Here is a 26999-nt window from a genome sequence, read left to right as displayed (position 1 = left end):
GGCCAAAAAGAGAGGTGGGCGGGGCGCCTGATCTGCGCGCCCTGCGCCTTGGGTCAGCGGCCCCTGATGCGGGGGTCAAGCGCGTCGCGCAAGCCGTCACCAAGGTAGTTCACGCTCAGCACGGTCAGCGAAATCGCGATGCCCGGCAACAGGACGCGTTCGGGGAAATCCTGCATCCGCTGCACGGCGTCGGCCAGCAGCTTGCCCCATGTCGGATAGTCCGACGGAAAACCCACGCCCAGAAAGCTGAGCGCGCTTTCGGTGATGATCGCCGTCGCAAGGCCCAGTGTCGCCGACACCATGATCGGAGAAATCACATTGGGCAGCAGGTGGCGGCGGATGATCTTGCCCGGCGTGGTTCCGATGGAGCGGGCCGCAAGGATGAATTCGCGTTCCTTCAGCGCCAGAATGTCGCCGCGCACGATCCGCGCGGTCTGCATCCATGAGGTCAGGCCGATGACCGCGACGATCAGGATGAACATGCCCCCTTCCGGTCCAAACCGCGCGTTCAGCGGTTGACGAAAAAGGGTCACGGCCAGCAACACCAAAGGCAGGATCGGCAGCGACAGCACCAGGTCGGTAAAGCGCATCAGCCAGAAGTCCATGCGCCTGAAATAGCCCGAGACGACGCCGATTGCCGTGCCGATCACCAGCGCCAGCCCCATCGCCAGCCAGCCCACCGCCATGGAGACGCGCCCGCCCGCGATCATCTGCGCGAGGATATCGCGCCCCAACTGGTCCGTGCCAAAGGGATGCGCCCAGCCTGCGTTGGCACCGCTGTCCCACAGCAGCGTATAGATCGGCCGCCAGTTCTTGTTGCGGATGTCCAGCCCCTTGGGGTCCACATCCCACAGCCACGGGCCAAAGATGACCCCCAGCGTGATGAAGATCAGGAACCCGCCGCCAAAGACCGCGCCCTTGTGCTTGCGGAACTGGTCCCACACGTCGCGCCACTGGCTGCGCGGCGGTTTCTGCGGCTCCTTGTCGGTCAGCGCGCCGAAGGTTTCGATATCCGCTTCCAGCGGTGAGGCAGGGGTTGCTTGCTCAGTCATAGCGGATCCTCGGGTCAAGCAGGCCGTAAAGCACGTCCGCGATGAGGTTGAAGAGCACGATCAGGATCGCGAAGATGAAGGTCAGCGTCATGACCATCGGCAGGTCGTTGGCGAAGAGGGCGGTCAGCAGCAACTGCCCGATGCCGTTCACCTTGAACACGTTCTCGGTGATGATGGCGCCGCCGAAGACGGCGGGCATACCAAGCGCGATCACGGTCACGACCGGGATCATCGAATTCCTGAGCACGTGCACCATCACCACGACGCTTTCGCCCAGCCCCTTGGCGCGCGCCGTGCGCACGTAATCCTGATTGAGGTTGTCCAGCATTGCGCCGCGCATGTAGCGGCTGATCTGCGCGGTGGTCTGCAGCGCCAGCACCATAACGGGCATGATCATCTGCTGGAACTGGATCTTGAAGCTGGCCCAGTCGTTGACCACATGCGTGGTGTCATAGATCGACGGCAGCCAGCCCAGGTAGACCGAAAAGATCACGATCAGCAGCGGCCCGGTAAAGAAGGGCGGGATCGAGAAGCCGATCATGGTGACGAAGGTGCCGGCCTGATCGAAGACCGAATAGTGGCGGTAGGCGGAATAGATGCCGATGGGAATGGCAATCACGATCCCCACCACATAGCTGAGTGCCACGACCCACATGGTCTGGGGCAGACGCTGGATCACGATGTCCATCACCGGTGACCGTGTCTGCCAGGAAATCACCCGCAACTCACCCTGATAGAACGTCGTGTCCGGCAGCCAGCCCAGCAGGGTGGAGCGGGTGGTCAGGTAATCGATGAACACCTTGGGTTCGATCCAGAAGAACTGGATCAGCCATTTGTAGTATTGCACGTACCACGGCTGACCAAGGCCAAGCGCTTCGCGCATCTTCTGTTTGACTTCCGGCGGCACGGTCAGCGGGACCTGCGCCATCGGATCACCCGGGGCCAGTTGTAACAGGCCGAAAATGATAAAACTGATGAACAAAAGCGTCGGGATCGACAAAAGCAGGCGTCGGATTGTGAAGGTCAGCATCGGGGGCCATCACCTTTGTTCAGCAGTCGCAGGGGAGGAGAACAGCGGAAAAGGCGCGCAGGGATCCCTGCGCGCCTGATCGGATCATTACTTCTTGCGGTACCAGTCGGCCACATTCCAAAGCTCGGAATCCCAGGTGTTCAGGATCACGCCGCCCAGTGTGTTGGAGGCCGCAGACACACGGCCACGGTCCACGAGGGGCACAATGGTCATGGTGTCCTTGGTCAGCATGTCGTTGAGCTTCTTGGAGATCTCACCGCGCTTGTCTAGTTCGCCGGTGCGGGACAATTCGTCCAGCAGCGCGTCGTACTCCGGATCGCAGAAGCGGTTGATGTTCTCACCCTGCCACTGGCTGGATGGCTTTGGCTCATTGCCGCAACGGTAGGCGGAAAGATACGCCTGCGGGTCCGTACCATCGAAGTTGTTGGCGTACATCTCAACGTCCGCATAAAACTTCTGGAAGGTGTCGGGGGAACCCGGGTCACCGCCAAAGAACACGGACGCATCAAGGTTGCGCAGTTCGGTTTCGACGCCGATCTGGCTCCACCAATCCTTGATCAGCGCCTGAAAGTCCTGACGCACGGCGTTCGTGGAGGTCTGGTAGAGGATCGACAGTTTCACGCCGTCCTTGTCACGCACACCGTCGCCATCGCTGTCGGTCCAGCCTGCTTCATCCAGCAGCGCCTTGGCGCCGTCGATGTCCTGCGTCAGACATTCGGTGTTATCGGAAGCATAAAGTGCCGGCGCTGGCACCAGGTTGCAGGTCGGACGACCGGCCTGACCATAGCCCACTTCGACCAGCAGCTCGCGGTCGATCGCCATGGAAAGCGCGCGGCGGACCTTTTCGTCGGACAGGAAGGGGTGGGGATGTGCCACGGTCGAACGCTCACCTTCCGGCAGGTCGGGCGACGGGTTGGTCAGGTTCATTTCCAGACGTTCCACCAACGTGCCGAACGCGGAGATTGGCGTGCCCTTGCCCGCTTCGGCCATCTTGGCCAGCACGTCAGGTGCCAGCTGCATGTTCCAGGCATAGTCGAATTCGCCTGTTTCCATCACGGCACGACCGGCTGCCACCGCGTCACCGCCGCCTTTGAAGGTCAGCGTGGCGAAGGCGGGCTTGCCCTCGTGGCGGAAGTTTTCGTTCGCGGCCATGGTGATCACGTCATTGGGACGGAACTCCGTGACGGTGAAAGGACCGGTGCCGATGGGATTGAAGTTGGCTTCGGTACACTCGGGCGCCTTGGCACCCAGGCAGTCCTGAAACTGTGCCTTCTGGATGATCGGGGACTGGCCGCCCATGAACGGGCCATAGGGGTTTGGCTTGGGTTCGGTGAAATGCACGGTCACGGTGCGGTCATCGACAACTTCGACTTCCTTCACGCCGTCGAACTTGGACGCCTGCGCACAACCGCCTTCGGGGTGCATGCAGTACTCGGCCGTGAACGCAAGGTCGGCAGAGGTCACGGGCGTGCCGTCGGACCATTCCATGCCTTCCGCGATCTTCCATGTGATCGATGTCAGGTCCGCGCTGACGCCGCCGTTCTCAACCGTTGGAATTTCCTCGGCCAGGTAGGCGACCAGCGCACCGGTCTCATCGTAGCGGCCCATCGGCTCCAGCACGAGCGAGGCGGATTCCAGATCCTTGGTACCGCCGGACAGATAGGGGTTCAGGATGGATGGGGCCTGCCAGTAGATGATCTTCACTTCACCATCACGGCCACGCTCGCCTTCATGGCCATCCGCGATGGCCATCGGTGCGAATGCCGTGGCGGCAACAGCACCCATCAAAAGGGTTCTCAGCTTCATAATACTCTCCGTTGTTGGACACCAATTGTGTCGCTTGTTCTTTGACGGCGGGTTTGTCCCGCCATCTGTCGGCCCCGAAAAGAATGAAGATCGCAGTCTAACGTCTTGTTCGCAAGAACAAGTCATGCCGACACGCGCAACACTCCCCAGAGCCGCATGGCGCAATCGAAACAGGTTTAGCGACAAATGCAAGACCTGAGTGACGATGCAGCGGGCAAAAATGACAGTTAGGTGTCGGCGTTGTTTGACACTGCCCTCAACTTCACCTTAGCGTCGGATGATCACGGCCTCCCAACCAAAGGTGACTGAATGCTCGACCAGACCGGCCAACCGCCCATCGCGCAAATCAAGGGGCTGCGCGTTGAATTCCAGACCAAGGATGGCCCCGTGGTGGGGGTGGAGGACGTCAGTTTCGACATCCATCCGGGCGAAACGGTCTGCGTGGTGGGGGAATCGGGATCGGGCAAATCGGTGTCTTCGCTGTCGCTGATGCGGCTGGTGGAATATGGCGGCGGTGAGATCGCCAATGGCACGATGCTGTTTGACCGCGCCGACAAGGGCAACATCGACCTGGCCAAGACGGACCCCAACCAGATGCGCTCCATCCGGGGCAACGAAATCGGGATGATCTTTCAGGAACCGATGACCGCGCTGAACCCGGTCTTCACCGTGGGCCGCCAGATGACCGAAGGCTTGCGGCTGCACAAGAACCTGAGCAAATCACAGGCGGAGGAACGCGCGCTTGCGCTTTTGCAGCAGGTGCGCATCCCCGAACCCGCCCGCCGGATGAAGCAATATCCCCATGAATTGTCCGGCGGCATGCGCCAGCGCGTGGTGATTGCCATGGCACTGGCCTGCGAACCGCGCCTGCTGATCGCGGACGAACCGACAACGGCGCTCGACGTGACCATTCAGGCGGAAATTCTGGCGCTGATGGACCGGCTCAAGCGCGAAACCGGTACGGCGGTGATGTTCATCACACATGACATGGCCGTGGTCGCCCAGATGGCCGACCGGGTCGTGGTCATGTTCCGGGGCAACAAGGTTGAGGAAGGACCGGTCGAACAGATCTTCGAGAACCCGCAACACGCCTACACCAAGGCGCTGCTCGCAGCGGTCCCCAAACTGGGGGAGATGACCGGCAAGGATTACCCCGAACCGATGAAGCTTCTGGGCAGCGAAGACAAACCGATCGTGCCCATCGTGGGCACCGATCAGACGCTGTTGACCGTCAACAATCTGACCACGCGCTTTCCCGTAACGGGTGGGCTTTTGCGCCGCCGCATCGCCAATGTGCACGCGGTCGAGGATGTGAGCTTTTCCATCAACAAGGGCCAGACGCTCAGCCTCGTGGGCGAATCGGGCTGCGGGAAATCCACTGCCGGCCGCTCCATCCTGCGGCTGGTGGAGCCGCTGACGGGCGAGATCAACCTCGATGGCACCGATATCATGGCGCTGAACCAGCGTGACCTGCGCACCGCGCGGCTGGACATGCAGATGATCTTTCAGGATCCCTTCGCCTCGCTCAACCCGCAGATGCAACTGGCCGATCAGGTGGCCGAACCCATCCACAACTTCGCTACCCTGAAAGGGGCGGCGGTGCAGGAACGGGTGGAGATGCTGTTTGACCGGGTGGAACTGCCGCGCAGCTTCATGCGCCGCTTCCCGCATGAACTTTCCGGCGGTCAGCGGCAGCGGGTCGCGATTGCCCGCGCGCTGGCGCTGAACCCCAAGCTGATCATCGCGGATGAAGCGGTGTCGGCGCTGGATGTGTCGGTGCAGGCGCAGGTGTTGAACCTGATGATGGAATTGCAGGCGGAGATGGAATTGAGCTTTCTGTTCATCAGCCACGACATGGCCGTGGTCGAACGGGTCAGTCACCATGTCGGCGTGATGTATCTGGGCCGGATCGTGGAGCTTGGCCCCCGCCGCACCGTGTTCGAGAACCCGCAACACCCCTATACGCAAGCCCTGATGAAGGCGGTCCCCATCGCCGATCCGCGCCAGCGCAAGGACGAGAAAGACCTGAATTTCAAACCGATCCCGTCGCCCATCCACCCGGTCAGCTACCATCCGGAACCCTCCGTCTACCGGGAAGTCGAGCCGGGCCACAAGGTGCTGGTGACCGACAGCGGGTATTGATCTGCTGCGGGGCAGGCACCGTGCGCGAAATCGGGCCTGTCCCCTGTTCGCACCCGCACGGGCGGGCTAATGTCTGACTGCAACCCCGTCGGAGTGATCCCCATGCCAGACCGCCTTACCCCGCTTGAGCTGATGGAAAAGCTGATCAGCTTTCCCACCGTCAGCCGGGACACCAATATTCCGCTGATCGATTGGGTCGCGGATTATCTTGCCGGTCACGGCATCGAAAGCCATCGCTACATCGACCCGGATCAGCCCAAACATGCGCTCTTTGCCCATGTCGGCCCGTGGGAGGAAGGCGCGGTTGTCCTGTCCGGGCATACCGATGTCGTGCCTGTCGATGGTCAGCCGTGGGACACCGATCCCTTCACCGTGGTCGAACGGGACGGCAAGTATTTCGGGCGCGGCACCTGCGACATGAAGGGGTTTGACGCACTTGCCCTCTGGGCGCTGGTGGAGGCGCAGTACGCGGGCGTCAAACGCCCCCTGCAAATCGCGCTCAGCTTTGACGAAGAGGTCGGATGCACCGGCGCGCCCCCGATGATTGCAGCGATGCAGCCCGTCCTGCCCAAGGGATCGGCGGTGATCGTGGGGGAACCTTCCAGCATGCAGGCGGTGACCGGGCACAAGGGCGGCATCGGCTTCATCACCGAAGTCGTCGGCCACGAGGTCCATTCCTCGATCATGCATCTGGGCGTCAACGCCATCATGGCCGGTGCGCGGCTGATTGAATGGGCCAATACCATGAACACCGAAAACATGGCCCACAAACCCGGTGACATCGCCGCGATGTTCGATCCGCCCTTCACCACCGTGCACGTGGGCACCATCGAAGGCGGCACCGCGCAGAACATCACCGCCAAACGCTGCACCTTCGATTTCGGCTTTCGCGTCGTGCCGGGCGAAGACAAGGACAAATGGGCCGCCGATTATCTCAAGCAGGTGGCCAAGGTCGAAAAGCAGATGCAGGCGGTCGTGCCGGAGACTTATATCAAGGTCACCACCCGCTTTGACGTCCCCGGCCTGAACCCCGAGGAGGACGGCGAAGCCGAAACGCTGGTCCGCCAGATCACCGGGGACAACGCCAGCCACAAGGTCAGCTACGGCACCGAAGGCGGTCAGTTTCAGGAGGCGGGCTATTCCGCCGTCATCTGCGGTCCGGGCAGCATCGATCAGGCCCACCAGCCCAATGAATTCATCGAAGTAAGCCAGTTCAATGCGGGCCATGACTTCATGAAGTCCCTTCTGGCGCGTCTCGCCACTTAAGCACGGCATGGCGCGTTTCCCGATCACTGCCGACAGCGCCGTCAGCTATCCCGGCCCGCCGCCCGCACAGACGGATGTGGTGGTCATCGGTGGCGGCGTCATCGGCGTATGCACCGCCCTCTATCTGACAGAGGCAGGCCAGCGCGTGACCCTGCTGGAAAAGGGCCGCATCGCGGGCGAACAATCATCGCGCAACTGGGGCTGGATCCGCCAGCAGGGCCGCGATCCGGCGGAACTGCCGATCATGATGCAGGCCCGGCGCGACTGGTGCGATCTGGCGCGCCGCACCAACACCGACTTCGGCCTGCGTCAGGGCGGCACGGTCTATCTTGCGCGCGACGACGCGAAACTGGCCGGCTATGCCCGCTGGCAGGCCATCGCGCAGGCGCATGATCTGGATACCGAACTCCTCAGCGCCGCGCAGACGGCCGCGCTTTTTCCCGGCCTGACCGGCACCTTCAAGGGCGCGCTGCGCACCGCGTCCGACATGCACGCGGAACCCGCACTTGCCGTGCCTGCCCTTGCCGCCATTGCCGCGCGTGCGGGCGTCACCATCGTTGAAAACTGCGCCGTGCGCGCGCTTGATATTGCCGCAGGCCGGGTCGCGGGCGTGGTGCATGAAGCCGGGCGCATCGCAGCAGACAGCGTGGTGCTGGCGGGTGGGGCGTGGTCATCGCTGTTTCTGGCCAACCACGGGGTCCACATCCCGCAACTTTCGGTGCGCGACACGGTGCTGGCCACCCAACCGCTGCCCGAGGTTACTTTGGGGACGGCCTCCAACGGGCGCGTGGCGTTCCGCCGCCGTGCGGACGGCGGCTATACCCTTGCGCCCTCCGGCGCGTCGGAGCTTTTCATCGGCCCCGATGCCTTCCGCGCCCTACCGAAATTCCTGCCGCAACTGCGTGACAGCCCCTGGGCGCAAACCTATCTGCCGATGGCCCCGAAGGGATACCCCGACGGTTGGCGCACCCCGCGCCGCTGGACCCCCGATCAGCGCACCCCGTTCGAGGACATGCGCGTATTGAACCCCGCGCCCAGCCAACGCCGCATCAAACGTGCGCTGCGTGCCTTCGCGGCGCTGTTCCCGCACCTGCCGCAACCGCAGGCCCGTCAGGCGTGGGCCGGCATGATCGACACCATGCCCGACATCGTGCCGGTGGTGGATCGCTGCGCCAGTCTGCCGGGACTGATCATCGGGACTGGGATGTCCGGGCACGGCTTCGGCATCGGTCCGGGAATGGGGCGGGAACTTGCCGCACTGGTCACCGGGGCACATTTGGGGCATGATCTGACGCGGTTCCGCGCCAGCCGTTTCACCGATGGCAGCGCGATCCGATTACCGCCCCTCTGAGGGTCCTTTCAGGAAAGCCACTGCATGCCGATCAAGAACCGTTTTGCCGAAACCCACGCCGACATCACCGGGTGGCGCAGACATCTGCATCAGCATCCTGAACTGTGCTTCGAAGAACACGCAACAGCCGCCTTCGTGGTGGACCGCCTGCGCGACTTCGGCATCACCGACATCACCACCGGTATCGGAAAGACCGGCGTGGTCGCCGTGATCGAGGGCAAGCAGAACACCTCCGGCCGCACAATTGGCCTGCGTGCCGACATGGACGCGCTGCCCATCAAGGAGGCAACAGGCCTGCCCTATGCCTCCCAAAACCCAGGCAAGATGCACGCCTGCGGTCACGACGGACACACCGCGATGCTGCTGGGGGCCGCGCAATATCTGGCGGAGACACGCAATTTCGATGGCCGCTGCGTGCTGATCTTCCAACCCGCCGAAGAAAGCGGCGGCGGCGGTAACGAGATGGTCAAGGAAGGGCTGATGGAACGCTGGTCCATCGACGAGGTTTACGGCATGCACAACATGCCCGGCTATGACGTGGGCAAATTCGCCATCCGCCCCGGCGCGTTGCTGGCGGCTGCTGATCAGTTCGATATCACCATCGAAGGGCAGGGGGGCCATGCCGCCGCCCCGCACGAAGCCGTTGATACCAACCTTGCCGCCGCGCATATCGTCGTGGCGCTCCAATCCATCGCCAGCCGCAATGTGGATCCAGTGAAACAGGTCGTCGTCTCCGTCTGCACCCTGCGCAGCGATACCGTCAGCCACAACATCCTGCCGCAGACCGTGCAACTGATCGGCACCACCCGCACGCTGGACGAAGACGTGCGCGACCTGACCGAAAAACGCCTGCGGGAAATCGTTTCGCTGACCGCACAGGCGCACCAGTGCACCGCCGACATCACCTATGAACGCGGCTATCCCGTCACCGTCAACCACGACGTGGAGACCGAATACGCCGCTGATATCGCTGAAAAAGTCGTCCCCGGCGTCTGGCGCGACACCCCACCGATCATGGCGGGCGAAGATTTCTCCTACATGCTCAATACCCGCCCCGGCGCCTACATGATGCTGGGCAATGGCACGGGCCCCACGGTCCACCATCCGATGTATGACTTCAACGATGACGCCATCCCTGCGGGCTGTTCATGGTTCGCCGAAATGGTTGAGACACGGCTGCCAACGGGCTAAGACGCCCCCATATCCCCTGACACCTCTGGAGCGCCCATGCCCGTCAAGAATCGCTTTGCCGAAACCCACGCCGACATCACCGCATGGCGGCGGGATCTGCACGAACACCCCGAAATCCTGTTCGAGACGCACCGCACCTCCGCCACCGTGGCGGAGAAACTGCGCGCCTTCGGCTGTGACGAAGTCGTCGAAGGCATCGGGCGCACCGGCGTCGTGGGCGTGATCAAGGGCCGCAAGACCGACAGCGGCAAGGTCATCGGCCTGCGCGCCGACATGGACGCCCTGCCGATCCTTGAGGCGACGGGCCTCGACTATGCTTCCAAGACCCCCGGCGCGATGCATGCCTGCGGCCATGACGGCCACACCGCGATGCTGCTGGGGGCCGCGCAATACCTGTGCGAGACGCGCAATTTCGACGGCACCACGGTCGTGATCTTCCAGCCCGCCGAAGAAGGCGGCGGTGGCGGCCGGGAGATGTGCGCCGAAGGCATGATGGATCGCTGGAACATTCAGGAAGTCTACGGCATGCATAACTGGCCGGGCATTCCCTTGGGCGAATTTGCCATCCGCACCGGCCCGTTCTTTGCCGCCACGGACCTGCTGGAGATCGAGGTTGAGGGCCTTGGCGGACACGCCGCCAAACCGAACGAGACGATCGACACCACCGTCGTTTGCGCCCATATCATCACCGCCCTGCAAACCATCACCAGCCGCAACGCCGATCCCATCGGCCAGCTTGTCGTCTCCATCACCTCGTTTGAGACCGAATCCAAAGCCTTCAACGTCATCCCGCAAAAGGTCCACATGCGCGGCACCGTCCGCACCCTGTCCAATGACCTGCGCGATCTGGCCGAAAAGCGCGTGGTGGAGATTTGCGAAGGCATCGCCGCCACCTTCGGCGCAAAGGCCAGCGTGGACTACATCCGCAACTACCCGGTGATGATCAACCACCCCGAACAGACCGAATTCGCGGCCCACGTGGCGCGTGAGGTGTCAGGCGGCTGTGCCGAGGCGGAAATGACCATGGGCGGAGAGGATTTCGCCTTCATGCTCGAAGAACGCCCCGGTGCCTATATCCTTGTGGGCAACGGCGATTCAGCCGCCGTGCACCACCCGCTTTACAACTTCAACGACGATGCGATCCCGGCAGGGTGCAGCTGGTGGGCAGGGCTTGCCGAACAGCGGATGCCGATCACCCATTGAGGGGCCGTAGGGTGCGCATTCACTGCGCACCTTTTGCCCGCCATCGAGGGAGGACGGTGCGCAGTGAATGCGCACCCTACGTCGACCAGAGCGCCTGATATACCGCATCAATCCCATCCGCCTCGCGCTTGGCACTGAACTGCGCTTCCGCAACCGCGCGGGCGTTCGGCGCGATGTCCTCCGTCTGCTCCAACATCTGCCGCGCACATGCCGCAGCCCCCGCCGCATCCTCCAACGGCACCACACGCCCCACGGTGCCCTGCGCCGAAAACGCTTCAAAATACCCCGTCCGGCTGCCGACAAACGGCACGCCCGAAGCCAACCCTTCCAGCGGCACCATCCCATAGCCTTCGTAGCGCGGCAGTTGCACCACCAGCGACAGCGCGCGCATCAGCACGGGCAAACGGTCCGCCGCCACCTCTCCCACGAACAGCAACCGATCCGCCAACCCGGCGGCGGCCACCTTCGCCTTCAACCCATCCTCAAACGCCTCATGCTTGCCCCCCGCACGCCCCACAACCAATGCCGTCACATCCGGCACCTGCGGCAGCAAGCGCAACATCGCTTCCACGAAAACATCCGTGCCTTTTTCGGGCCGCACCCGGCCAATCGTCGCAATCCCCCGCGCCCCGCCATACCCCAGCGCCGCCCACGCCGCATCCCGGTCCGGGGCGGGGGCAAAGACCTGCGTATCCACCCCATGCGGCACCACCGCGCGTACATGCGGCACGAACCCCGCCGCTTCGTCCGTCGTCGCAATCACCGCGTCCATGCGGCGGATCAGCCAGCGTGGATAGGCCGAATGCAGGCGCTGCGCGGCAGAGGTAAAGACGATCCGCACCGGCGCGCGCCGCACATCGCGCAGCCACAGCGCGCTGCGCATCTCCGGATTGCGGCGCACATGCCAGATGGCAAAGGGTTTGCCGTCCGGCGCTGACCGCGACGCCGCATGCGCTTGCGCACGGCTCAGGGGCGCAGGGCATCCGGGCAACGGCTCCCCCACCAGCGCCAGATCATACCGGCCCACCTGCTGGCGCACGACATTGGCGGCGGTGGCCGACACCCCGGTGAAATTCGCATTGTAGTTGGTGACGTACAGCTCAGCCATCCGCGCGAAGCCCCAGCGCCTTGATCAGCCTGTCGGCAATGGCATCCAGCCTGTCCACCCGCGCCTCGGCAAAACCGCGCGCGGCGGTGCGGGCCGCCTCGCGCGCCGCTTCATCGCCCAGCAACCGCGCGACCTGCGCGCGCAACGTGCCGGCATCGGCCGCCTCCAGCGCGGCACCTGCGCCCTGCATCTCCGCGTAGGTCTCCGCGAAATTGGCCAAATGCGGCCCGGCAATCGTGATCCCGCCCGCCTGTGCGACCTCGAACGGGTTATGTCCGCCAATTGGCAACAGCGACCCGCCCAGAAACACCAGATCGCTCAAGCTGTACCACGTCCCCAACTCCCCCAGCGTATCGGCCAGATAGACCTGCGCGCCGGGCTGGTCTCCCGCACTGCGGCGCGTCATCTCCAGCCCCGCCTCCGCAATCAGCGCCGCCACCGCATCGCCCCGTTCAGGGTGGCGCGGCGCAAGGATCAGATGCAGGTCCGGCCAGTCCTTCAACAACGCCCGATGCGCGGCCAGCACCACTTCTTCCTCCCCCGCATGGGTCGAGGACGCCACCCACACAGGCCGATGCCCCAAAGCCGCGCGCGCCTCATAAAGCGCATCCTCATCCACAGGCAGCGGCCCCGCCATGGATTTGAGGTTCACGCCCCGCGCCACACGATCTGCGGGCGCACCGATCGCCACCATGTTCTCTGCCATCGCATCGTTCTGGGTCAGGATCAGGTCGAACACCTCCAACAGATACCGCGCCAGCGCAGGCTGCTTTCCCCACCGCGCCAGCGATGTCTCCGACAACCGCGCATTGACCATCGCCATGCCCGCCCCGCTGTCATGGGTCCGGCGCAACATCTGCGGCCACAACTCGCTTTCCACAAAAACCGCCGCATCGGGTTTCCAATGCTTCAGAAACCGTTTCATCGGCCCCCCCGCATCCAGCGGCGCGAACTGATGCACGCACCGCGGTGGTAACCGCTTGGCCACCAGCGCGGCAGAGGTCGCGGTGCCGGAGGTCATCAGAAACTGCGCGTCTGGCAGGATCACCCCCATCCGCGTGATCAGCGCCAGCACCGACAGGCTTTCCCCCACCGACGCACTATGAAACCAGATCAGCGGACCGCCCGCAGACCTGCGCACACTCGCATGACCCAGCTTCTCATGCGCCCGGTCCACCGACAGGCCGACACCGCGCAGTTTGCCCACCTCCCGGCGGGCAATGAACGGCAAGAGCAGCGCAGAAACCCCGACCCATGCACCATAGAGCAGGGGGGCAGGCATTACCCGCCCGTATGGCTCATATGGCGGGGCATCTGGCCATCAAGACGCTGGCGGGAATAGTCGAAATCATGGCCCTTGGGCTTGCGGTCGATGGCGGCTCGGATGGCGTCCTTCAGCGGTGCGTCATCATCCGGGTGCGCGCGCAACGGTGCGCGCAGGTCGGCGACGTCTTCCTGCCCCAGACACATGTAAATCTCTCCGGTGCAGGTGATCCGCACCCGGTTGCAGCTTTCGCAGAAATTATGGGACAGCGGCGTGATGAAACCGATCTTCTGCCCGGTTTCCTCCAGCCGGACATACCGCGCAGGCCCGCCTGTGTTTTCGGCAAGATCGCTCACCGTGTAATGCTCCGCATAGGTGGCGCGGACGTCCTTCAGGGACCAATACTGCTCCAACCGATCTTCATTGCCCAGATCGCCCATCGGCATTACCTCGATCCAGGTCAGGTCCATGTCGCGCTCCGCGCACCAGCGGGTGATCGCGGGCAGTTCTTCCTCGTTGAAACCCTTCAACGCCACCGCATTGATCTTCACCCGCAGCCCGGCTTTTTGGGCTGCATCCACCCCGCGCAGCACCTGCGCCAGACGACCCCAGCGGGTGATATCCGCGAATTTCTGCTCGTCCAGCGTATCAAGCGATATGTTCACCCGCCGCACGCCCGCTGCATAAAGCTGATCGGCAAAGCGTTCCAACTGGCTGCCGTTGGTGGTCAGCGTCAACTCCTTCAGCGTGCCCGCCTCCAGATGCCGCGACATGCCGTTGAAGAACGTCATGATATCGCGCCGCACCAAAGGCTCCCCCCCGGTGATCCGCAGCTTTTGCACACCCAGATCGACAAAGGTGGAACACATGCGGTCCAGTTCTTCCAGCGTCAGCAGTTCCTTCTTGGGCAGGAAGGTCATGTTCTCCGACATGCAATAGACGCAGCGAAAGTCGCAGCGGTCCGTGACGGAGACGCGCAGGTAGGTGATCGCGCGGGCGAAAGGATCAATCAAGGGAGCATTCATGCCTTATAGGTAATCTGCCGCTTGCGTCCAAGCAAGCCGCATTTGGGCAATTGTCGACAACGGCAGGGGGGGCTAGTCTGACCCCATGACACGTCTGATTTGCCTGCTTGCCCTTACGGGGTCCTTGTCCGCCTGCGCCACCGTCACCGGGATCACGGAACGGATGGGCCTCAATCGCAACGCGGGCGATGTCGCGGCACCCTCCGATCCCTTCGTGCAGGGCGCGCCAGCGGTCGGCGAAACCACCCTGCCGCCTGCCACCACCGCAGCACCGCCGCCCGCGACCGCCCGCACGGCAGAGGCGCTGGATACCACCACCCCCGAACAGCGCGCCGCCGCCACTGCTGCGCCTGCGGCCCCCACCGCGTCACTGGGCAAGACCGTGGTGTCGCTTGGCAGCCCGACCGAACCGGGGCTGTGGCTCAAGACACCGCTGGTCAGCGAAGAAACACAAGGCCGCGTCACCAATCCCGCGACCGGCAAATCCTCCGTTGTGACATTGATACCGCTGGACGGCCCCGCCACCGCAGGCAGTCGCATGTCGCTGGCCGCGCTGCGGCTGATCGAGGCATCGCTGACCGATCTGACCGAAGTCGAAGTGGCGCTTGAGGGGTAGGTGTCGCGTTTTGCGCCTGCGTGAAGGATGTTAAGGAAAAGTTAACAAAAGCAGACGGTTACCCATGGGTAACCCGGCCTGTCCGCTTGGTCTAGGCTTTGCGCAGGTGTCGCATGGCTTCCTTGACGGCAAAAGGTTTCATCTGCGCGCCGTGGCGGTCGATGAAGGCAATGGTGCGGTCGGGGTCACGCTTGGACAATTCGCGCAGCCACCATCCGATGGCCTTCTGGATGAACCACTGATGATCCGGCACCAGTTGCGCGGCCCAGCCCAGTATGCGGTCGCGGGCGGCCAGTTCGGCAGGCTTGGGGTGCTTCTGCCTGGTCCAGGGCAGGGTGATGACCAGCGCCGCACGCCGGGTCCACATGTGTTCCGAAGTGACCCACTTTTCAACCGCGTCCAGCCGCGCCGGGTCCGCCACCAGCCGCTTCTGCCCGGCCATGCAGGCGTGATCGGCAATCGCCCAACTGTCGAAATCGGGGGGCCAGCTTGCGATCAACTCCCAGGCGGCGGTGTCATCGGGGCGAATGCGCGCCTGCGTCAGCAGTTTCGCCGCCGCAAGGCGCGCCTCGTAGATATCCGTCTGCCACAGCGCATCTGCCAGCGCCACGCGCGCCGGCGTGTCCAGTTCCTGACGCCATCCCTTGGTCAGGTCATTGATCTGCGGGTTGGACAGGCCAAGGTATTCCCGGTCTACCTTGTGATACCCGCGCATTCCTTCCGCGCGCGCCGGATCCCCCAGCGCGCGCAATTGCGCAAGGTAAGGTTTATGCATCCGGATCGGCCATGATATGCGTCGGCAGCCCGTCGATGCTGTGCTGGTTGCGGGTCTCCCAATGGGTCGCGATGCCGTCCGGTCCCTTGTTGTCCGCCCAGTCGGCCAGCACATCGCGTGATCCCTGATGGCCATAGAACGGGATCGCATAGCCGCAGCTTGTCTGCACCATCTCCACCGTGACGTCATAGATCTGGCGCGCCCCGTGGGAGGGGGGGAAATCTGCGTTCAACGCTGCGAACGCTGCGTCGCGCGGATGCAGCGTGCGCGCGGTACCATAGGCGCGCAGGATCATCGGACGCTTTTCAAACCCGCACCACATCAGCGTCATGCGGTTGTGCGCGGCCAGATGCGCAGCCGTTTCATTGCCCGATCCGGTCAGGTTGCGCCAGATCAGCCTGTTCGGCCCCAACACCCGCAACGAATCCATCCCCTTGGGAGAGATGTTGACCCGCCCCGTGTCCGCCGCCGTGCCGACAAAGAACAGATGCTGCGCGGCGATGAAAGCGGTGTGATCTTCGGTGAACCCGTCAAACTGCTTGGCCATGACCGCTACTCCACCGTGACAGATTTGGCGAGGTTGCGGGGCTGGTCCACATCCGTGCCCTTGGCGACCGCCGTGTGATAGGCCAGCAACTGCGCCGGGATCGCATAAAGGATCGGGGTCAGCGCGTCGGCGACCTTGGGCATTTCGATGCTGGTCCAGACCCCTTCGCTGGCTTCTCCCAGACCTTCGGCGTCCGAGATCAGGATCACCTTGCCCTTGCGTGCCATGACCTCCTGCATGTTGCTGACGGTCTTGTCGAAAAGGGCGTCACGCGGGGCCATCACGATCACCGGAACTTCCTCATCCACCAGCGCGATGGGGCCATGCTTCAATTCGCCGGAGGCATAGGCTTCGGCGTGGATATAGCTGATTTCCTTAAGTTTCAGCGCACCCTCCAGCGCCAGCGGGTACATCTGCCCGCGCCCCAGGAACAGCACATCGCGTGCCGTGGACAGCTTGCGCGCCGCCGCGCGCATCGCGTCGTTCTTGCCGAGGGCCACGTTGATCACGCCGGGCAGGGCGCGCAGGGCGTCCAGATGCGCGGCCAGCCCCGCGTCATCCAGCGTGCCCCGGTCCCGCGCGGCCTTCAGCACCAACAGGAACAGCACCGTCAACTGGCAGGTGAACGCCTTGGTCGATGCCACGCCCACTTCGACGCCCGCATAGATCGGCAGGGCCAGATCGCTTTCCCGCGCGATGGAGCTTTCGGGCACGTTGATCACGCTCGCGATGCTGCTGGCCTTGCCGTCGCAGTACCGCAGCGCGGCGAGGGTGTCTGCAGTTTCCCCCGACTGGCTGACGAACAGCGCCAGCGTGCGGTCGGGGATGGGCGGTTCGCGGTAGCGGAATTCGGAGGCCACATCGACCTCCACGGGCAGGCGGGCGATCTGTTCGAACCAGTATTTCGCGGTCAGACAGGCATAGAAGGCGGTGCCGCAGGCGACCATGGTGATGCGGTCGATCTGGCTGAAATCCATGCCCTTGCCGGGCAGGGTGATGTCGCTGCCGGTGCCGATGTAGTGTTGCAGGGCCTGTCCGATCACGCCGGGCTGTTCGGCGATCTCCTTGGCCATGAAATGCTTGTGCCCGCCCTTGTCGATGCGCGTGGCGTCGATCTGGATGGTGCGGACCTCGCGGTTGGCGATTGTGCCATTGGCGTCGGTGATCTCCACGCTGTCGCGGGTGATGACGGCGATGTCGCCTTCCTCAAGATAGCTGATCCGGTCGGTCAGGGGCGACAGCGCGATGGCGTCACTGCCGATGTACATTTCGCCCGCGCCGTATCCCACCGCCAGTGGGGAGCCTTTGCGCGCGGCGACCATCAAGTTGTCCTGCCCGTCAAACAGGAACGCCAGCGCAAACGCCCCGTCAAGTCGCGCCACCGTCTTGCGCGCGGCCTCTACCGGGGTGTCCCCTTGTGACATGTGATGATGCGTCAGCAAGGCGACGGTTTCGGTGTCTGTTTCCGTTTCAAAGCCGACGCCGTTTTCCGCCAGTTCAGCGCGCAGGTCGCGGAAGTTTTCGATGATGCCGTTGTGGACCACGGCCACCGGTCCTGCCTTGTGCGGATGCGCATTGCCCACCGATGGCGCGCCGTGGGTGGCCCAGCGGGTGTGGCCGATCCCGGCCTTGCCTGCCAGCGGATCATGCACCAGCAAATCGGAAAGGTTCACCAGTTTGCCCACCGCGCGCCGGCGGTCCAGCGTACCGGCGTTGACCGTCGCGATCCCGGCGCTGTCATAGCCGCGGTATTCCAGCCGTTTGAGCGCCTCAACAAGGATGGGAGCGACCTCGTTGTTGCCAAGGACCCCGATAATTCCACACATTTTCAGCTGCCTCTTTGTGCTCTGGCCTTCTTGGCCTTTAACATTTCGAACAATTTGCGGGCCATGCCCGGTTTTTCGACCTGTGGTGCACGGGCAAGGGCCAGCGCGTCGGGTTCCACGTCTGAGGTGATCACCGAACCGCTGCCCGTCATTGCGCCGTCGCCCACCGAAACAGGGGCCACCAGCATGGTGTTGGAGCCGATGAAAACACGATCTCCGATGTGGGTGTGATGCTTCATCACGCCGTCATAATTGCAGGTGATCGTGCCGGCACCGATGTTGCTGTGCCGCCCGATGTGCGCATCGCCGATATAGCTGAGGTGGTTGACCTTCGCGCCTTCGGCGATCTGGGCATTCTTGACCTCGACGAAGTTGCCGATGCGCACGTCTTCGGCCAGTTCGGCACCCGGGCGCAGGCGGGCGTAGGGGCCGACAATGCCGCCGCGCGACACATGGCAGCCTTCCAGATGCGAAAACGCGCGGATCGTGGCACCACTTTCCACGGTCACGCCGGGGCCGAAGACCACGTTGGGTTCCACCACCGTGTCGCGCCCGATCACCGTATCACGGCACAGATAGACCGTATCAGGCGCGCTGAGCGTCACGCCGTCCTCCATCAGGGCGGCGCGCGCGCGGGCCTGAAAGGCGGCATCGGCCTGCGCCAAATCAGCGCGGGAATTCACGCCCATCGTTTCTTCCTCCGCACAGGTCACGGCGGTGGCGGACAGGCCCCGGTCGCGGGCGATGCCGACGATGTCCGTCAGGTAGTATTCCTGTGACGCGTTGTCGTTGCCCACGTCATCGATCAGATCGAACAGCAGGTCGGCACGGGCGGCCACGACGCCGGAATTGCACAGGGTAATGGCACGCTCCGCTTCGGTGGCGTCCTTGTATTCCACGATGCGTTCCAGCGACTGTCCCTGCAGGATCAACCGGCCATAGCGGGCGGGATCGGACGCCTCGAACCCGAGCACGACGATGTCGTTGCTGGCCAGCGCCTGCGCCATGCGGGTCAGGGTTTCAGGCTGGATGAAGGGGGTGTCGCCGTAAAGGACAACGGCCATGCCGTCGAAATCGTCAAGTGCGGGTGCGGCCTGCATGACGGCATGGGCTGTGCCCTTCTGTTCGGTCTGTTCGACCACGATGGCCGCCGGGTCATGGGCCAGCGCTGCCGCCCGCACCGCGTCGGCCCCGTGGCCTGCGACCACGACCGACCGCTCCGGGTTCAGCGCGGCACCGGAGGCCATTGCGTGCACCAGCATCGCGTCCCCGGCGATGGGATGGAGGACCTTGGGCAGGTCCGAATTCATCCGTGTGCCCTTGCCTGCGGCGAGGATGATCAATGCCGTTTTCATGTCAGTCTCTTTATGCTCTGTCTTGCTTTCTCTTTACGCGCTTCGCACAAAGGCGCAAGGCTCGTGCCCATCAAACAAGGTTGCGGGTTGCAACATCAGGCCAAAGCGTGATGGCGGGGTTCCGCCGAAGGGGTGATATGGGAAAGACGGTTGTCTTTGATCTGGACGGCACGCTGGCGGACACCAGCGGCGATCTGATTGCTGCGGCCAACGTGTGTTTCCGCGACATGGGTGTGGGCGATATGCTGGACCCAAGGCTGGATGCGGGCACTGCCTTGCGCGGGGGGCGGGCGATGCTGACGCTGGGTCTGGAGCGGCTGGACCGGGCGCGCGACACCGCGACGCTGGATGCCTATTACCCCAAGCTGCTGGAGGCCTATGCCCGCGATATCGACAGCTGCACGGTGCTCTATCCCGGTGCGATGGCGGCGGTGGAGGTGTTGAAGGCGGCGCGCTACCGGGTGGCGATCTGCACCAACAAGCCCGAGGGGCTGGCCGAACTGCTGCTGACCCGGTTGGGGGTGCGCAGTGCCTTTGATGCGATGCTGGGGGCGGATACGCTGCCGGTGCGCAAGCCTGATCCCGAGCACCTGTTCGAAACCGCGCGGCGCGCGGGCGGCGATCCTGCGTCCTGTCTGCTGGTGGGCGATACCCATACCGACCGGAATACAGCGCGGGCGGCTGGCGTGCCCTGTGTACTGGTTACTTTCGGGCCTGCGGGCGGGGACATGGCCGCGCTGGAACCGGAGGCGTTGCTGCACGACTATGCGCATCTGCCCGGTATCGTCGAGGATTTGATCGGGAGGGTCGCGTGATGCCGGAGGTCTTCAAAGGCAGTTTCACCCAGCAGGAACCCATCCCCGAGGAGGCGATTGCAGCGGCGATCGAGGTAATGCGGTCCGGCCGGTTGCATCGGTACAATACGGCCCATGGCGAGGTGGCGGAGACCGCGCTGCTGGAGCAGGAGTTTGCCGCTTATACGGGGTCGAAATACTGTGTTGCAGTGGCGTCAGGCGGGTATGCGATGGCCACCGCCCTGCGCGCGATCGGGGTCAGGCCCGGTGACCGGGTGTTGACCAATGCCTTTACGCTGGCTCCGGTGCCCGGTGCGATTGCTGCCGTGGGCGCGGTGCCGGTGTTTGTGGGCGTGACCGAGAGCCTTGTGATTGATCTGGAGGATCTCGCGGCGAAGGCGGATCAGGCAGATGTGTTGTTGTTGAGCCATATGCGGGGCCATCTGGCGGATATGGAAGCGCTGATGGCGATCTGCGACGCGGCGGGCGTGACCGTGATCGAGGATTGCGCGCATACCATGGGGGCGGCGTGGAAGGGTGTGCCATCGGGGACGCAAGGCAAGGTCGGATGTTATTCCTGCCAGACCTATAAACATGTGAATTCAGGTGAGGGCGGTTTGCTGGTCACCGATGATGCGGAGGTCGCGGCGCGCGCGGTCATGCTGTCGGGGTCTTATATGTTATATGGGCGGCATGCTGCGGCCCCGCCGCCGGAGGCTTTTGCGCAGATCAGATACGAGACGCCCAATATCTCGGGGCGGATGGACAACCTGCGCGCGGCGATCCTGCGCCCGCAGTTGCGTGATCTGCAGGCCCGGTGCGTCCGCTGGAACGCACGGTACCATGAGATTGAGAAGGGCTTGCGCGGCACGCCGGGGCTGCGGGTGATCGAGCGGCCGCAGAAGGAGACCATCGTGGGATCGTCCATCCAGTTCCTGTTGCTGGACTGGGCGGAGCATCACGTGAAGGACGTGCTGGCCCGCTGCGCGGCGCGCGGGGTGGAGTTGAAGTGGTTCGGCGGCGCGGAGCCTGTGGGCTTTACCAGCCGGTACGACAGTTGGAAGTATGTGGACGCGCCTGCGATGCCGGTGAGTGACCGGGTGTTGGCGGGGATTGTCGATATGCGGGTGCCGTTGACGTTCACCATTGAGGATTGCGCACTGATTGCGCGGATCATTCGGGCGGAGGTCAGTGCGGTCTATCAGGCGGCGGCGTGAGTTGGTTGGCGTGATCCAAAGGAGCGGCTGCGCCGCACACCATTCTTTGTTTTGGCGCTGCGGGCTCATCATCCCAGAGGGTCTGACGCTGCCCGTGCGTGATCTCGGTTCTGGCAAAACGCCATCCCCTGGACAAGTAAAATAACGGTATCCCAGCAAGCTGGGAGCCTCCGTGATTTTTCTTGTCCAAGCGCTGTCCTTTCGCCTGCTCCGTGCTCAAGCAAGGGCAGCGTCAGACCAGAGATGAGGGACGGAACGCTTGACCGGTGGCGGGGTTGGCGTTAGGTAATGAACAAGTGTTCAATAAACTGACCGGGGAGGGTTCTGCCATGTTCACCGCCAGCATGAAATTTGATTTGGGCGAAGATGTCGAAGCGATGCGTGAGATGGTGCACCGCTGGGCGCAGGAGCGCGTCAAGCCGATGGCGGCGGAGGTGGATGCCAAGAACGAGTTTCCCGCAGCGCTTTGGGGCGAGATGGGTGAATTGGGCCTGCTGGGCATGACGGTTGAGGAGGAATTCGGCGGCTCCGGCATGGGCTATGTTGCGCATACGGTCGCGGTGGAGGAGATCGCGCGGGCGTCTGCTTCGGTGTCGCTTTCCTATGGGGCGCATTCGAATCTTTGCGTGAACCAGATCCGGTTGAACGGTACGCAGGAGCAGAAGGAAAAGTACCTGCCGGGCCTGTGTTCGGGCGAACATGTCGGCGCGCTGGCCATGTCGGAAGCGGGGGCCGGCAGTGATGTGGTGTCGATGAAGCTGCATGCGGAAAAGCGCAATGATCATTACCGTCTGAACGGCAACAAGTACTGGATCACCAATGGGCCGGATGCGGATACGCTGGTGGTTTATGCAAAGACCGATCCGGATGCGGGCTCCAAGGGGATCACCGCGTTTTTGATTGAGAAGGAGATGAAGGGGTTTTCCACCTCTCCGCATTTCGACAAGCTGGGGATGCGGGGATCGAACACGGCGGAGCTGATCTTTGACGATTGTGAAGTGCCGTTCGAGAACGTGCTGGGCGAGGAAGGGCGCGGGGTGGCCGTGCTGATGTCGGGGCTGGATTATGAGCGGGTGGTGCTGGCCGGTATCGGTCTGGGCATCATGGCCGCCTGCCTGGATGAGATCATGCCCTATATGGCGGAGCGCCGTCAGTTCGGCGAACCCATTGGAAACTTTCAGCTGATGCAGGGCAAGATGGCCGATATGTACACCGCGATGAATTCCGCGCGCGGGTATGTCTATGCGGTGGCGCAGGCCTGCGACCGGGGCGATGTGACCCGCGCTGATGCCGCGGCGTGCTGCCTTTATGCCTCCGAAGAGGCGATGAAACAGGCACATCAGGCGGTGCAGGCACTGGGCGGGGCGGGATATCTTAATGACAACCCGGTGGGCCGCATCTTCCGCGATGCCAAGCTGATGGAGATCGGCGCGGGCACCTCGGAAATCCGGCGGATGCTGGTCGGGCGCGAGATGATGGCGGCGATGGGCTGAGGGCCGTGCCGCGCTGGTTGTGGTGGGCGCCTTTTGCGCTGCTGACGCTGGTGGGGGCGATCTATGTGTTTCGGTTGGGGTTCATTGCGGCGACGATCACGGAGACGGATGTGATCAACCGGTATGCCGCTGATTATGTGGCGGAAACCGGTTCCGGGGCCGCGTTGGCCGATTGTCATGCGCGCCCCGGCAGGGGCGAGCCGGGGATCTGGATTGTGGTGGTCTGTGCCGGGCCCGAGGGGGTGCGCAGTTATCATGTGAACCGGTTTGGCGGGCTGGAATACAGGGACAGAGCCAGCCCCACCCCGACCGCGCCGCAGACCTGAAACGGAGGAGGATGCGATGACACAATTGCCGGGTCTGACGCCGCAGGGGGCATGGGACGTGCCTGTGCGGCTGAACATGGCGGCGCAGTGTCTGGCGCATCCGGCGGATCAAGTTGCGGTGATTGATCTGACGGGGGAAACGCGGCGGGATGTGACGTTTGGTGCGCTGGAGGAGATGGCCGACGGGATTGCGCGGGCGCTGTTGGCGCGCGTGGCGCGGGGGGACAGGGTCGGGGTTTTGCTGAGCCAATCGCCACGGTGTGCGGCGGCCCATCTGGCGATCTGGAAAGTCGGTTGTATTTCAGTGCCTTTGTTCAAGTTGTTCAAGCGCGATGCGCTGTCATCGCGGGTGGGGGATGCGGGGTGTGGGATCGTGTTGACGGATGCGGAGGGGGCGGATTTGCTGGGGGGGCTGGCTGCGGCCGCGATCGTGGAGGAGATGGGCCGGGAGGGGGCGGAGGTGGCCTTTGCGGATACCGCCGCCGACGACCCGGCGGTGCTGATCTATACCTCCGGCACCACAGGTGCGCCCAAGGGGGCGTTGCATGGGCACCGGGTGTTGACGGGGCATTTGCCCGGCGTGGCGATGAGCCATGACCATCTGGGCCAGCCCGGTGATTGTCTGTGGACGCCTGCGGATTGGGCGTGGATTGGCGGGTTGTTCGATGTGCTGATGCCGGGGCTGGCGCTGGGGGTGCCGGTGGTGGCGGCGCGGATGGCGAAGTTTTCGATTGATGGCTGTCAGGACGTGTTGGCCGCTGGCGGGGTGCGCAACGTGTTCTTTCCGCCAACGGCCTTGCGGATGCTCAAGGCGGAAGGGGCGGTGGTGCCGGGCCTGCGGTCCGTGGCGAGCGGCGGGGAGCCGTTGGGGGCGGAGATGCTGGCTTGGGGGCGGCAGGCTTTCGGGTTGGATATCAATGAGTTCTACGGCCAGACGGAGTGCAATATGGTGGCGTCCTCCTGCGGGGTGGATTTTGCGGTGCGGCCTGGCTGCATTGGCAAGGCGGTGCCGGGGCATGAGGTGGCGGTGATTGATGCGGCGGGCGCGCCTGCGGATATGGAAGGCGATGTGGCGGTGCGGCGGGGGTCGGCGTCGATGATGCTGCGCTATTGGAACAGGGCGGAGGCGACGGCAGAGAAGTTTCGCGGGGACTGGATGGTGACCGGGGATCGGGGTGTCTGGGAAGGGGATTTCCTGCGGTTTGTGGGGCGGGAGGATGATGTGATTACCTCCGCTGGGTATCGCATTGGGCCGGCGGAGATCGAGGATTGTTTGCTGACCCATCCGGGGGTGGCGACCTGTGGGGTTGTTGGGAAGCCGGATGCGCTGCGGACGGAGGTGGTGAAGGCTTATGTGGTGTTGAAGCCGGGGGTTTCGGTTGGGGTTGAGGAGTTGCAGGGTTGGGTGAAGGAACGGTTGGCACGTTATTCATACCCAAGGGAAATTGCGTTTTTGGAGGCACTGCCGATGACGGTGACGGGGAAAGTGATACGGCGGGAGTTAAGGGCGATGGCTGTGGCTGAGGGAGATGCGGCATGAGGCGGATATTGAGCATCGTGCTGCTGGGCCTTTTCTGCGGGAGCGCCAATGCGCAAGCGGTCGATCCGGGGATGGTCGAAGGCTGCTTTGCCGCTGCCGGACCGGGGGAGGTCGCGCCAGTGTGTTTGGGCAATGCAGCGGGGGCCTGCCAGTCGCAGGGGTTTGATACCACGATTGGGATTTCCCAATGTATTCAGGCGGAAACAGCGGTCTGGGACCAGATCCTGAACCGGGAATACAAGGCGGTGCGCGGGGCGTTTCAGGGGCGGTTTGCGGGTCAGACCCCGTTGAATGACATGCTGTTGGGGGCGCAACGTGCGTGGATTGCCTACCGCGATGCGGAATGTGCGCTGGCATACGGGCGCTATGCGGATGGTACGTTGCGCAGCATTGTGGCTGCGAATTGCATGATGGTCATGACCGCGCAGCGGGCCATCGAATTGCGCGATATGAAGGAATTTTAGCATGAAACTGACTTCACAGGCCTTGCCGTCATCAGAGGCATTCAAGGCAAATGAAGCCGCACATCTGGAGGCTTTGGCCACGATCCGCGACGCGGCGGCGGCAGCGGCGCTGGGCGGTGGCGAAAAGTCCCGCGCGCGGCATGAAAGCCGGGGGAAGATGTTACCGCGGGAGCGGGTGGCGAATTTGCTGGATGCGGGGTCTCCGTTTCTTGAGGTGGGTGCTGTGGCGGGTCACGGGCTTTACGGCGGGGCGGCCCCCTGTGCGGGGGTGATTGCGGGCATTGGCTGCGTTGCGGGGCAGGACGTGATGGTGATCTGCAATGATGCCACGGTGAAGGGCGGGACGTATTACCCCATGACCGTCAAGAAGCACCTGCGAGCGCAGGAGATTGCGGCGGAGAACCATCTACCGTGCGTGTACCTCGTGGACAGTGGCGGGGCGAACCTGCCCAACCAGGATGAGGTGTTTCCGGACCGGGATCATTTTGGGCGGATTTTCTACAATCAGGCGCGGATGTCCGCGAAGCGAATCCCGCAGATTGCGGTGGTGATGGGGTCTTGTACGGCGGGCGGGGCTTACGTTCCGGCGATGTCGGATGTGACGATCATCGTAAAGGAACAGGGGACAATCTTCCTTGCCGGGCCGCCGTTGGTGAAGGCGGCGACGGGGGAAGTTGTGTCTGCGGAAGATCTTGGCGGCGGGGATGTGCACACGCGGCTGTCAGGCGTGGCGGATTATCTGGCGGAGGATGATGCCCATGCTTTGGCCTTGGCGCGGCGGGCGGTGGGGCAGTTGAACCGGGCCAAGCCTGCGACCGTGCAGTGGCAGGCGGCTGAGGAACCGGCTTTCGATCCGGCGGAGATCCTGGGCGTGGTGCCCAGCGACCTGCGCACGCCCTATGACATCCGCGAAGTGATTGCGCGGATCGTGGACGGGTCGCGCTTTGATGAGTTCAAGCCGCGGTTTGGCGAGACTCTTGTGACCGGGTTTGCCCATGTGAAGGGCTGTCCGGTCGGGTTCGTTGCCAACAATGGCGTGCTGTTCTCGGAGAGCGCACAAAAGGGCGCTCATTTTGTGGAGTTGTGTTCTCAGCGCAATATCCCGTTGGTTTTCCTCCAGAACATCACCGGGTTCATGGTCGGGCAGAAGTACGAAAACGAAGGGATCGCGCGGCACGGGGCCAAGATGGTCACGGCGGTGGCCTGTACCAACGTGCCCAAGATCACCATGCTCGTGGGCGGGTCCTTTGGCGCGGGGAACTACGGGATGGCGGGCCGTGCCTATCAGCCGCGGTTCATGTGGACCTGGCCCTCTTCGCGGATTTCGGTGATGGGAGGGCCGCAGGCGGCGGGGGTGCTGGCGACGGTGAAGCGCGACGCGATGGAGCGCGCGGGCGAGGCGTGGAGTGCCGAGGAGGAAGCCGCCTTCAAGCAGCCGACAATTGATATGTTCGAGGAGCAGAGCCATCCGCTTTATGCGTCTGCGCGGTTGTGGGACGACGGGGTGATCGATCCGCGCAAGTCACGGGATGTGCTGGCGCTGAGTTTGCGGGCGAGTTTGAATGCGCCGATTGAGGAGACGAAATTTGGGGTGTTCCGGATGTGAGA

The 26999-nt window shown here is 63.5% G+C and carries 23 protein-coding genes; 13 read left to right on the top strand and 10 right to left on the bottom strand.

The features are described from left to right. Positions 1–53: 53 nt before the first annotated feature. From AB4X18_RS20645 to AB4X18_RS20635, 3 genes are all read right to left on the bottom strand, one after another. Positions 54–1052 carry an ABC transporter permease gene (locus tag AB4X18_RS20645; protein WP_370401824.1) on the bottom strand — a complete coding sequence of 333 codons (999 nt, stop codon included), beginning with the start codon at positions 1050–1052 and terminating at the stop codon, positions 54–56. Further along, positions 1045–2082, bottom strand: a complete 1038-nt coding sequence (locus AB4X18_RS20640; protein WP_370401823.1) for an ABC transporter permease — start codon at positions 2080–2082, stop codon at positions 1045–1047. Before AB4X18_RS20640 ends, AB4X18_RS20645 begins: the two co-directional genes overlap by 8 nt. A gap of 87 nt (positions 2083–2169) precedes the next feature. Further along, positions 2170–3888 carry a peptide ABC transporter substrate-binding protein gene (locus AB4X18_RS20635; RefSeq protein ID WP_370401822.1) on the bottom strand — a complete coding sequence of 573 codons (1719 nt, stop codon included), beginning with the start codon at positions 3886–3888 and terminating at the stop codon, positions 2170–2172. Positions 3889–4197: 309 nt separating this feature from the next. Between AB4X18_RS20635 and AB4X18_RS20630 the strand changes: the two genes are divergently transcribed. The 5 genes from AB4X18_RS20630 to AB4X18_RS20610 all read left to right on the top strand — a co-directional run bounded on the left by AB4X18_RS20630 (position 4198) and on the right by AB4X18_RS20610 (position 11041). After that, positions 4198–6030, top strand: a complete 1833-nt coding sequence (locus AB4X18_RS20630; protein WP_370401821.1) for an ABC transporter ATP-binding protein — start codon at positions 4198–4200, stop codon at positions 6028–6030. Positions 6031–6132: 102 nt separating this feature from the next. Further along, complete coding sequence (argE, locus tag AB4X18_RS20625; RefSeq protein WP_370401820.1) at positions 6133–7296, top strand: acetylornithine deacetylase; 1164 nt, start codon at positions 6133–6135, stop codon at positions 7294–7296. Positions 7297–7303: 7 nt separating this feature from the next. Next, a complete protein-coding gene (locus AB4X18_RS20620; RefSeq protein WP_432816976.1) occupies positions 7304–8647 on the top strand; it encodes an NAD(P)/FAD-dependent oxidoreductase in 1344 nt (447 codons plus the stop codon). A gap of 24 nt (positions 8648–8671) precedes the next feature. Then, positions 8672–9838 (top strand): M20 aminoacylase family protein, encoded by a 1167-nt coding sequence (locus tag AB4X18_RS20615; RefSeq protein WP_370401819.1) that lies wholly within the window; start codon positions 8672–8674, stop codon positions 9836–9838. Between the two features lie 36 nt (positions 9839–9874). Next, a complete protein-coding gene (locus AB4X18_RS20610; RefSeq protein ID WP_370401818.1) occupies positions 9875–11041 on the top strand; it encodes a M20 aminoacylase family protein in 1167 nt (388 codons plus the stop codon). Positions 11042–11117: 76 nt separating this feature from the next. On the opposite strand, the gene AB4X18_RS20605 is transcribed toward AB4X18_RS20610, so the two are convergent. From AB4X18_RS20605 to moaA, 3 genes are read right to left on the bottom strand one after another with little or no spacing between them, the layout of a single operon-like run. Next, positions 11118–12149, bottom strand: coding sequence for a glycosyltransferase family 4 protein (locus AB4X18_RS20605; RefSeq protein WP_370401817.1), 1032 nt, complete (start codon positions 12147–12149; stop codon positions 11118–11120). Further along, on the bottom strand, positions 12142–13431 hold the full coding sequence (locus AB4X18_RS20600; protein WP_432816975.1) for a 3-deoxy-D-manno-octulosonic acid transferase: 1290 nt from the start codon (positions 13429–13431) through the stop codon (positions 12142–12144). The genes AB4X18_RS20605 and AB4X18_RS20600 overlap by 8 nt, the downstream gene beginning before the upstream one ends. After that, positions 13431–14438: a GTP 3',8-cyclase MoaA gene (gene moaA / locus AB4X18_RS20595; protein ID WP_432816974.1), complete on the bottom strand. Its 1008-nt coding sequence runs from the start codon at positions 14436–14438 to the stop codon at positions 13431–13433. The genes AB4X18_RS20600 and moaA overlap by 1 nt, the downstream gene beginning before the upstream one ends. 85 nt (positions 14439–14523) lie before the next feature. Between moaA and AB4X18_RS20590 the strand changes: the two genes are divergently transcribed. After that, positions 14524–15054, top strand: coding sequence for a hypothetical protein (locus tag AB4X18_RS20590; protein WP_370401813.1), 531 nt, complete (start codon positions 14524–14526; stop codon positions 15052–15054). A 91-nt stretch (positions 15055–15145) separates the two neighbouring features. Here the strand turns inward: AB4X18_RS20590 and AB4X18_RS20585 are convergent, their stop codons facing one another. Genes AB4X18_RS20585 through glmU form a run of 4 tightly spaced genes read right to left on the bottom strand, consistent with a single transcriptional unit; the run spans position 15146 to position 19557 of the window. Continuing rightward, positions 15146–15829, bottom strand: coding sequence for a DNA alkylation repair protein (locus tag AB4X18_RS20585; RefSeq protein WP_370401812.1), 684 nt, complete (start codon positions 15827–15829; stop codon positions 15146–15148). Next, on the bottom strand, positions 15822–16376 hold the full coding sequence (locus AB4X18_RS20580; RefSeq protein ID WP_432816973.1) for a pyridoxamine 5'-phosphate oxidase family protein: 555 nt from the start codon (positions 16374–16376) through the stop codon (positions 15822–15824). The genes AB4X18_RS20585 and AB4X18_RS20580 overlap by 8 nt, the downstream gene beginning before the upstream one ends. 5 nt (positions 16377–16381) lie before the next feature. Next, entirely contained in the window at positions 16382–18202 is a 1821-nt protein-coding gene (gene glmS / locus AB4X18_RS20575) for a glutamine--fructose-6-phosphate transaminase (isomerizing) (protein WP_432816972.1), read from the bottom strand. A gap of 2 nt (positions 18203–18204) precedes the next feature. Next, the gene (gene glmU, locus AB4X18_RS20570) at positions 18205–19557 is read right to left on the bottom strand and encodes a bifunctional UDP-N-acetylglucosamine diphosphorylase/glucosamine-1-phosphate N-acetyltransferase GlmU (RefSeq protein ID WP_370401809.1); all 1353 of its coding nucleotides are present in this window, start codon (positions 19555–19557) and stop codon (positions 18205–18207) included. A 137-nt stretch (positions 19558–19694) separates the two neighbouring features. Here glmU and AB4X18_RS20565 point away from each other — a divergent pair, with 137 nt between their 5' ends. The 7 genes from AB4X18_RS20565 (at position 19695) to AB4X18_RS20535 (ending at position 26997) form a co-directional block, all read left to right on the top strand. After that, entirely contained in the window at positions 19695–20372 is a 678-nt protein-coding gene (locus AB4X18_RS20565) for an HAD-IA family hydrolase (protein ID WP_370401808.1), read from the top strand. Further along, the gene (locus tag AB4X18_RS20560) at positions 20372–21568 is read left to right on the top strand and encodes a DegT/DnrJ/EryC1/StrS family aminotransferase (RefSeq protein WP_370401807.1); all 1197 of its coding nucleotides are present in this window, start codon (positions 20372–20374) and stop codon (positions 21566–21568) included. The genes AB4X18_RS20565 and AB4X18_RS20560 overlap by 1 nt, the downstream gene beginning before the upstream one ends. A gap of 329 nt (positions 21569–21897) precedes the next feature. Beyond that, positions 21898–23061 carry an isovaleryl-CoA dehydrogenase gene (locus AB4X18_RS20555; protein WP_370401806.1) on the top strand — a complete coding sequence of 388 codons (1164 nt, stop codon included), beginning with the start codon at positions 21898–21900 and terminating at the stop codon, positions 23059–23061. Positions 23062–23066: 5 nt separating this feature from the next. Beyond that, the gene (locus tag AB4X18_RS20550) at positions 23067–23387 is read left to right on the top strand and encodes a hypothetical protein (RefSeq protein WP_370401805.1); all 321 of its coding nucleotides are present in this window, start codon (positions 23067–23069) and stop codon (positions 23385–23387) included. Between the two features lie 16 nt (positions 23388–23403). Further along, on the top strand, positions 23404–24927 hold the full coding sequence (locus tag AB4X18_RS20545; protein ID WP_432816971.1) for an AMP-binding protein: 1524 nt from the start codon (positions 23404–23406) through the stop codon (positions 24925–24927). Next, entirely contained in the window at positions 24924–25391 is a 468-nt protein-coding gene (locus tag AB4X18_RS20540) for a lysozyme inhibitor LprI family protein (RefSeq protein ID WP_370401804.1), read from the top strand. Before AB4X18_RS20545 ends, AB4X18_RS20540 begins: the two co-directional genes overlap by 4 nt. A 1-nt stretch (position 25392) precedes the next feature. Further along, positions 25393–26997: a carboxyl transferase domain-containing protein gene (locus AB4X18_RS20535; RefSeq protein WP_370401803.1), complete on the top strand. Its 1605-nt coding sequence runs from the start codon at positions 25393–25395 to the stop codon at positions 26995–26997. Positions 26998–26999 lie beyond the last annotated feature (2 nt).

The sequence above is a fragment of the Sulfitobacter rhodophyticola genome, from assembly GCF_041281685.2.
Lineage (GTDB): Bacteria > Pseudomonadota > Alphaproteobacteria > Rhodobacterales > Rhodobacteraceae > Sulfitobacter.
Note: the sequence above shows the minus strand (reverse complement) of the source record. Positions and strands in the feature narration are given on the sequence as shown.

Coding starts and splice junctions, on each gene's coding strand:
- AB4X18_RS20645 (WP_370401824.1), bottom strand. CDS start 1,052: ATGACTGAGCAAGCAACCCCTGCCTCACCGCTGGAAGCGGATATCGAA.
- AB4X18_RS20640 (WP_370401823.1), bottom strand. CDS start 2,082: ATGCTGACCTTCACAATCCGACGCCTGCTTTTGTCGATCCCGACGCTT.
- AB4X18_RS20635 (WP_370401822.1), bottom strand. CDS start 3,888: ATGAAGCTGAGAACCCTTTTGATGGGTGCTGTTGCCGCCACGGCATTC.
- AB4X18_RS20630 (WP_370401821.1), top strand. CDS start 4,198: ATGCTCGACCAGACCGGCCAACCGCCCATCGCGCAAATCAAGGGGCTG.
- argE (WP_370401820.1), top strand. CDS start 6,133: ATGCCAGACCGCCTTACCCCGCTTGAGCTGATGGAAAAGCTGATCAGC.
- AB4X18_RS20620 (WP_432816976.1), top strand. CDS start 7,304: ATGGCGCGTTTCCCGATCACTGCCGACAGCGCCGTCAGCTATCCCGGC.
- AB4X18_RS20615 (WP_370401819.1), top strand. CDS start 8,672: ATGCCGATCAAGAACCGTTTTGCCGAAACCCACGCCGACATCACCGGG.
- AB4X18_RS20610 (WP_370401818.1), top strand. CDS start 9,875: ATGCCCGTCAAGAATCGCTTTGCCGAAACCCACGCCGACATCACCGCA.
- AB4X18_RS20605 (WP_370401817.1), bottom strand. CDS start 12,149: ATGGCTGAGCTGTACGTCACCAACTACAATGCGAATTTCACCGGGGTG.
- AB4X18_RS20600 (WP_432816975.1), bottom strand. CDS start 13,431: ATGCCTGCCCCCCTGCTCTATGGTGCATGGGTCGGGGTTTCTGCGCTG.
- moaA (WP_432816974.1), bottom strand. CDS start 14,438: ATGAATGCTCCCTTGATTGATCCTTTCGCCCGCGCGATCACCTACCTG.
- AB4X18_RS20590 (WP_370401813.1), top strand. CDS start 14,524: ATGACACGTCTGATTTGCCTGCTTGCCCTTACGGGGTCCTTGTCCGCC.
- AB4X18_RS20585 (WP_370401812.1), bottom strand. CDS start 15,829: ATGCATAAACCTTACCTTGCGCAATTGCGCGCGCTGGGGGATCCGGCG.
- AB4X18_RS20580 (WP_432816973.1), bottom strand. CDS start 16,376: ATGGCCAAGCAGTTTGACGGGTTCACCGAAGATCACACCGCTTTCATC.
- glmS (WP_432816972.1), bottom strand. CDS start 18,202: ATGTGTGGAATTATCGGGGTCCTTGGCAACAACGAGGTCGCTCCCATC.
- glmU (WP_370401809.1), bottom strand. CDS start 19,557: ATGAAAACGGCATTGATCATCCTCGCCGCAGGCAAGGGCACACGGATG.
- AB4X18_RS20565 (WP_370401808.1), top strand. CDS start 19,695: ATGGGAAAGACGGTTGTCTTTGATCTGGACGGCACGCTGGCGGACACC.
- AB4X18_RS20560 (WP_370401807.1), top strand. CDS start 20,372: ATGCCGGAGGTCTTCAAAGGCAGTTTCACCCAGCAGGAACCCATCCCC.
- AB4X18_RS20555 (WP_370401806.1), top strand. CDS start 21,898: ATGTTCACCGCCAGCATGAAATTTGATTTGGGCGAAGATGTCGAAGCG.
- AB4X18_RS20545 (WP_432816971.1), top strand. CDS start 23,404: ATGACACAATTGCCGGGTCTGACGCCGCAGGGGGCATGGGACGTGCCT.
- AB4X18_RS20540 (WP_370401804.1), top strand. CDS start 24,924: ATGAGGCGGATATTGAGCATCGTGCTGCTGGGCCTTTTCTGCGGGAGC.
- AB4X18_RS20535 (WP_370401803.1), top strand. CDS start 25,393: ATGAAACTGACTTCACAGGCCTTGCCGTCATCAGAGGCATTCAAGGCA.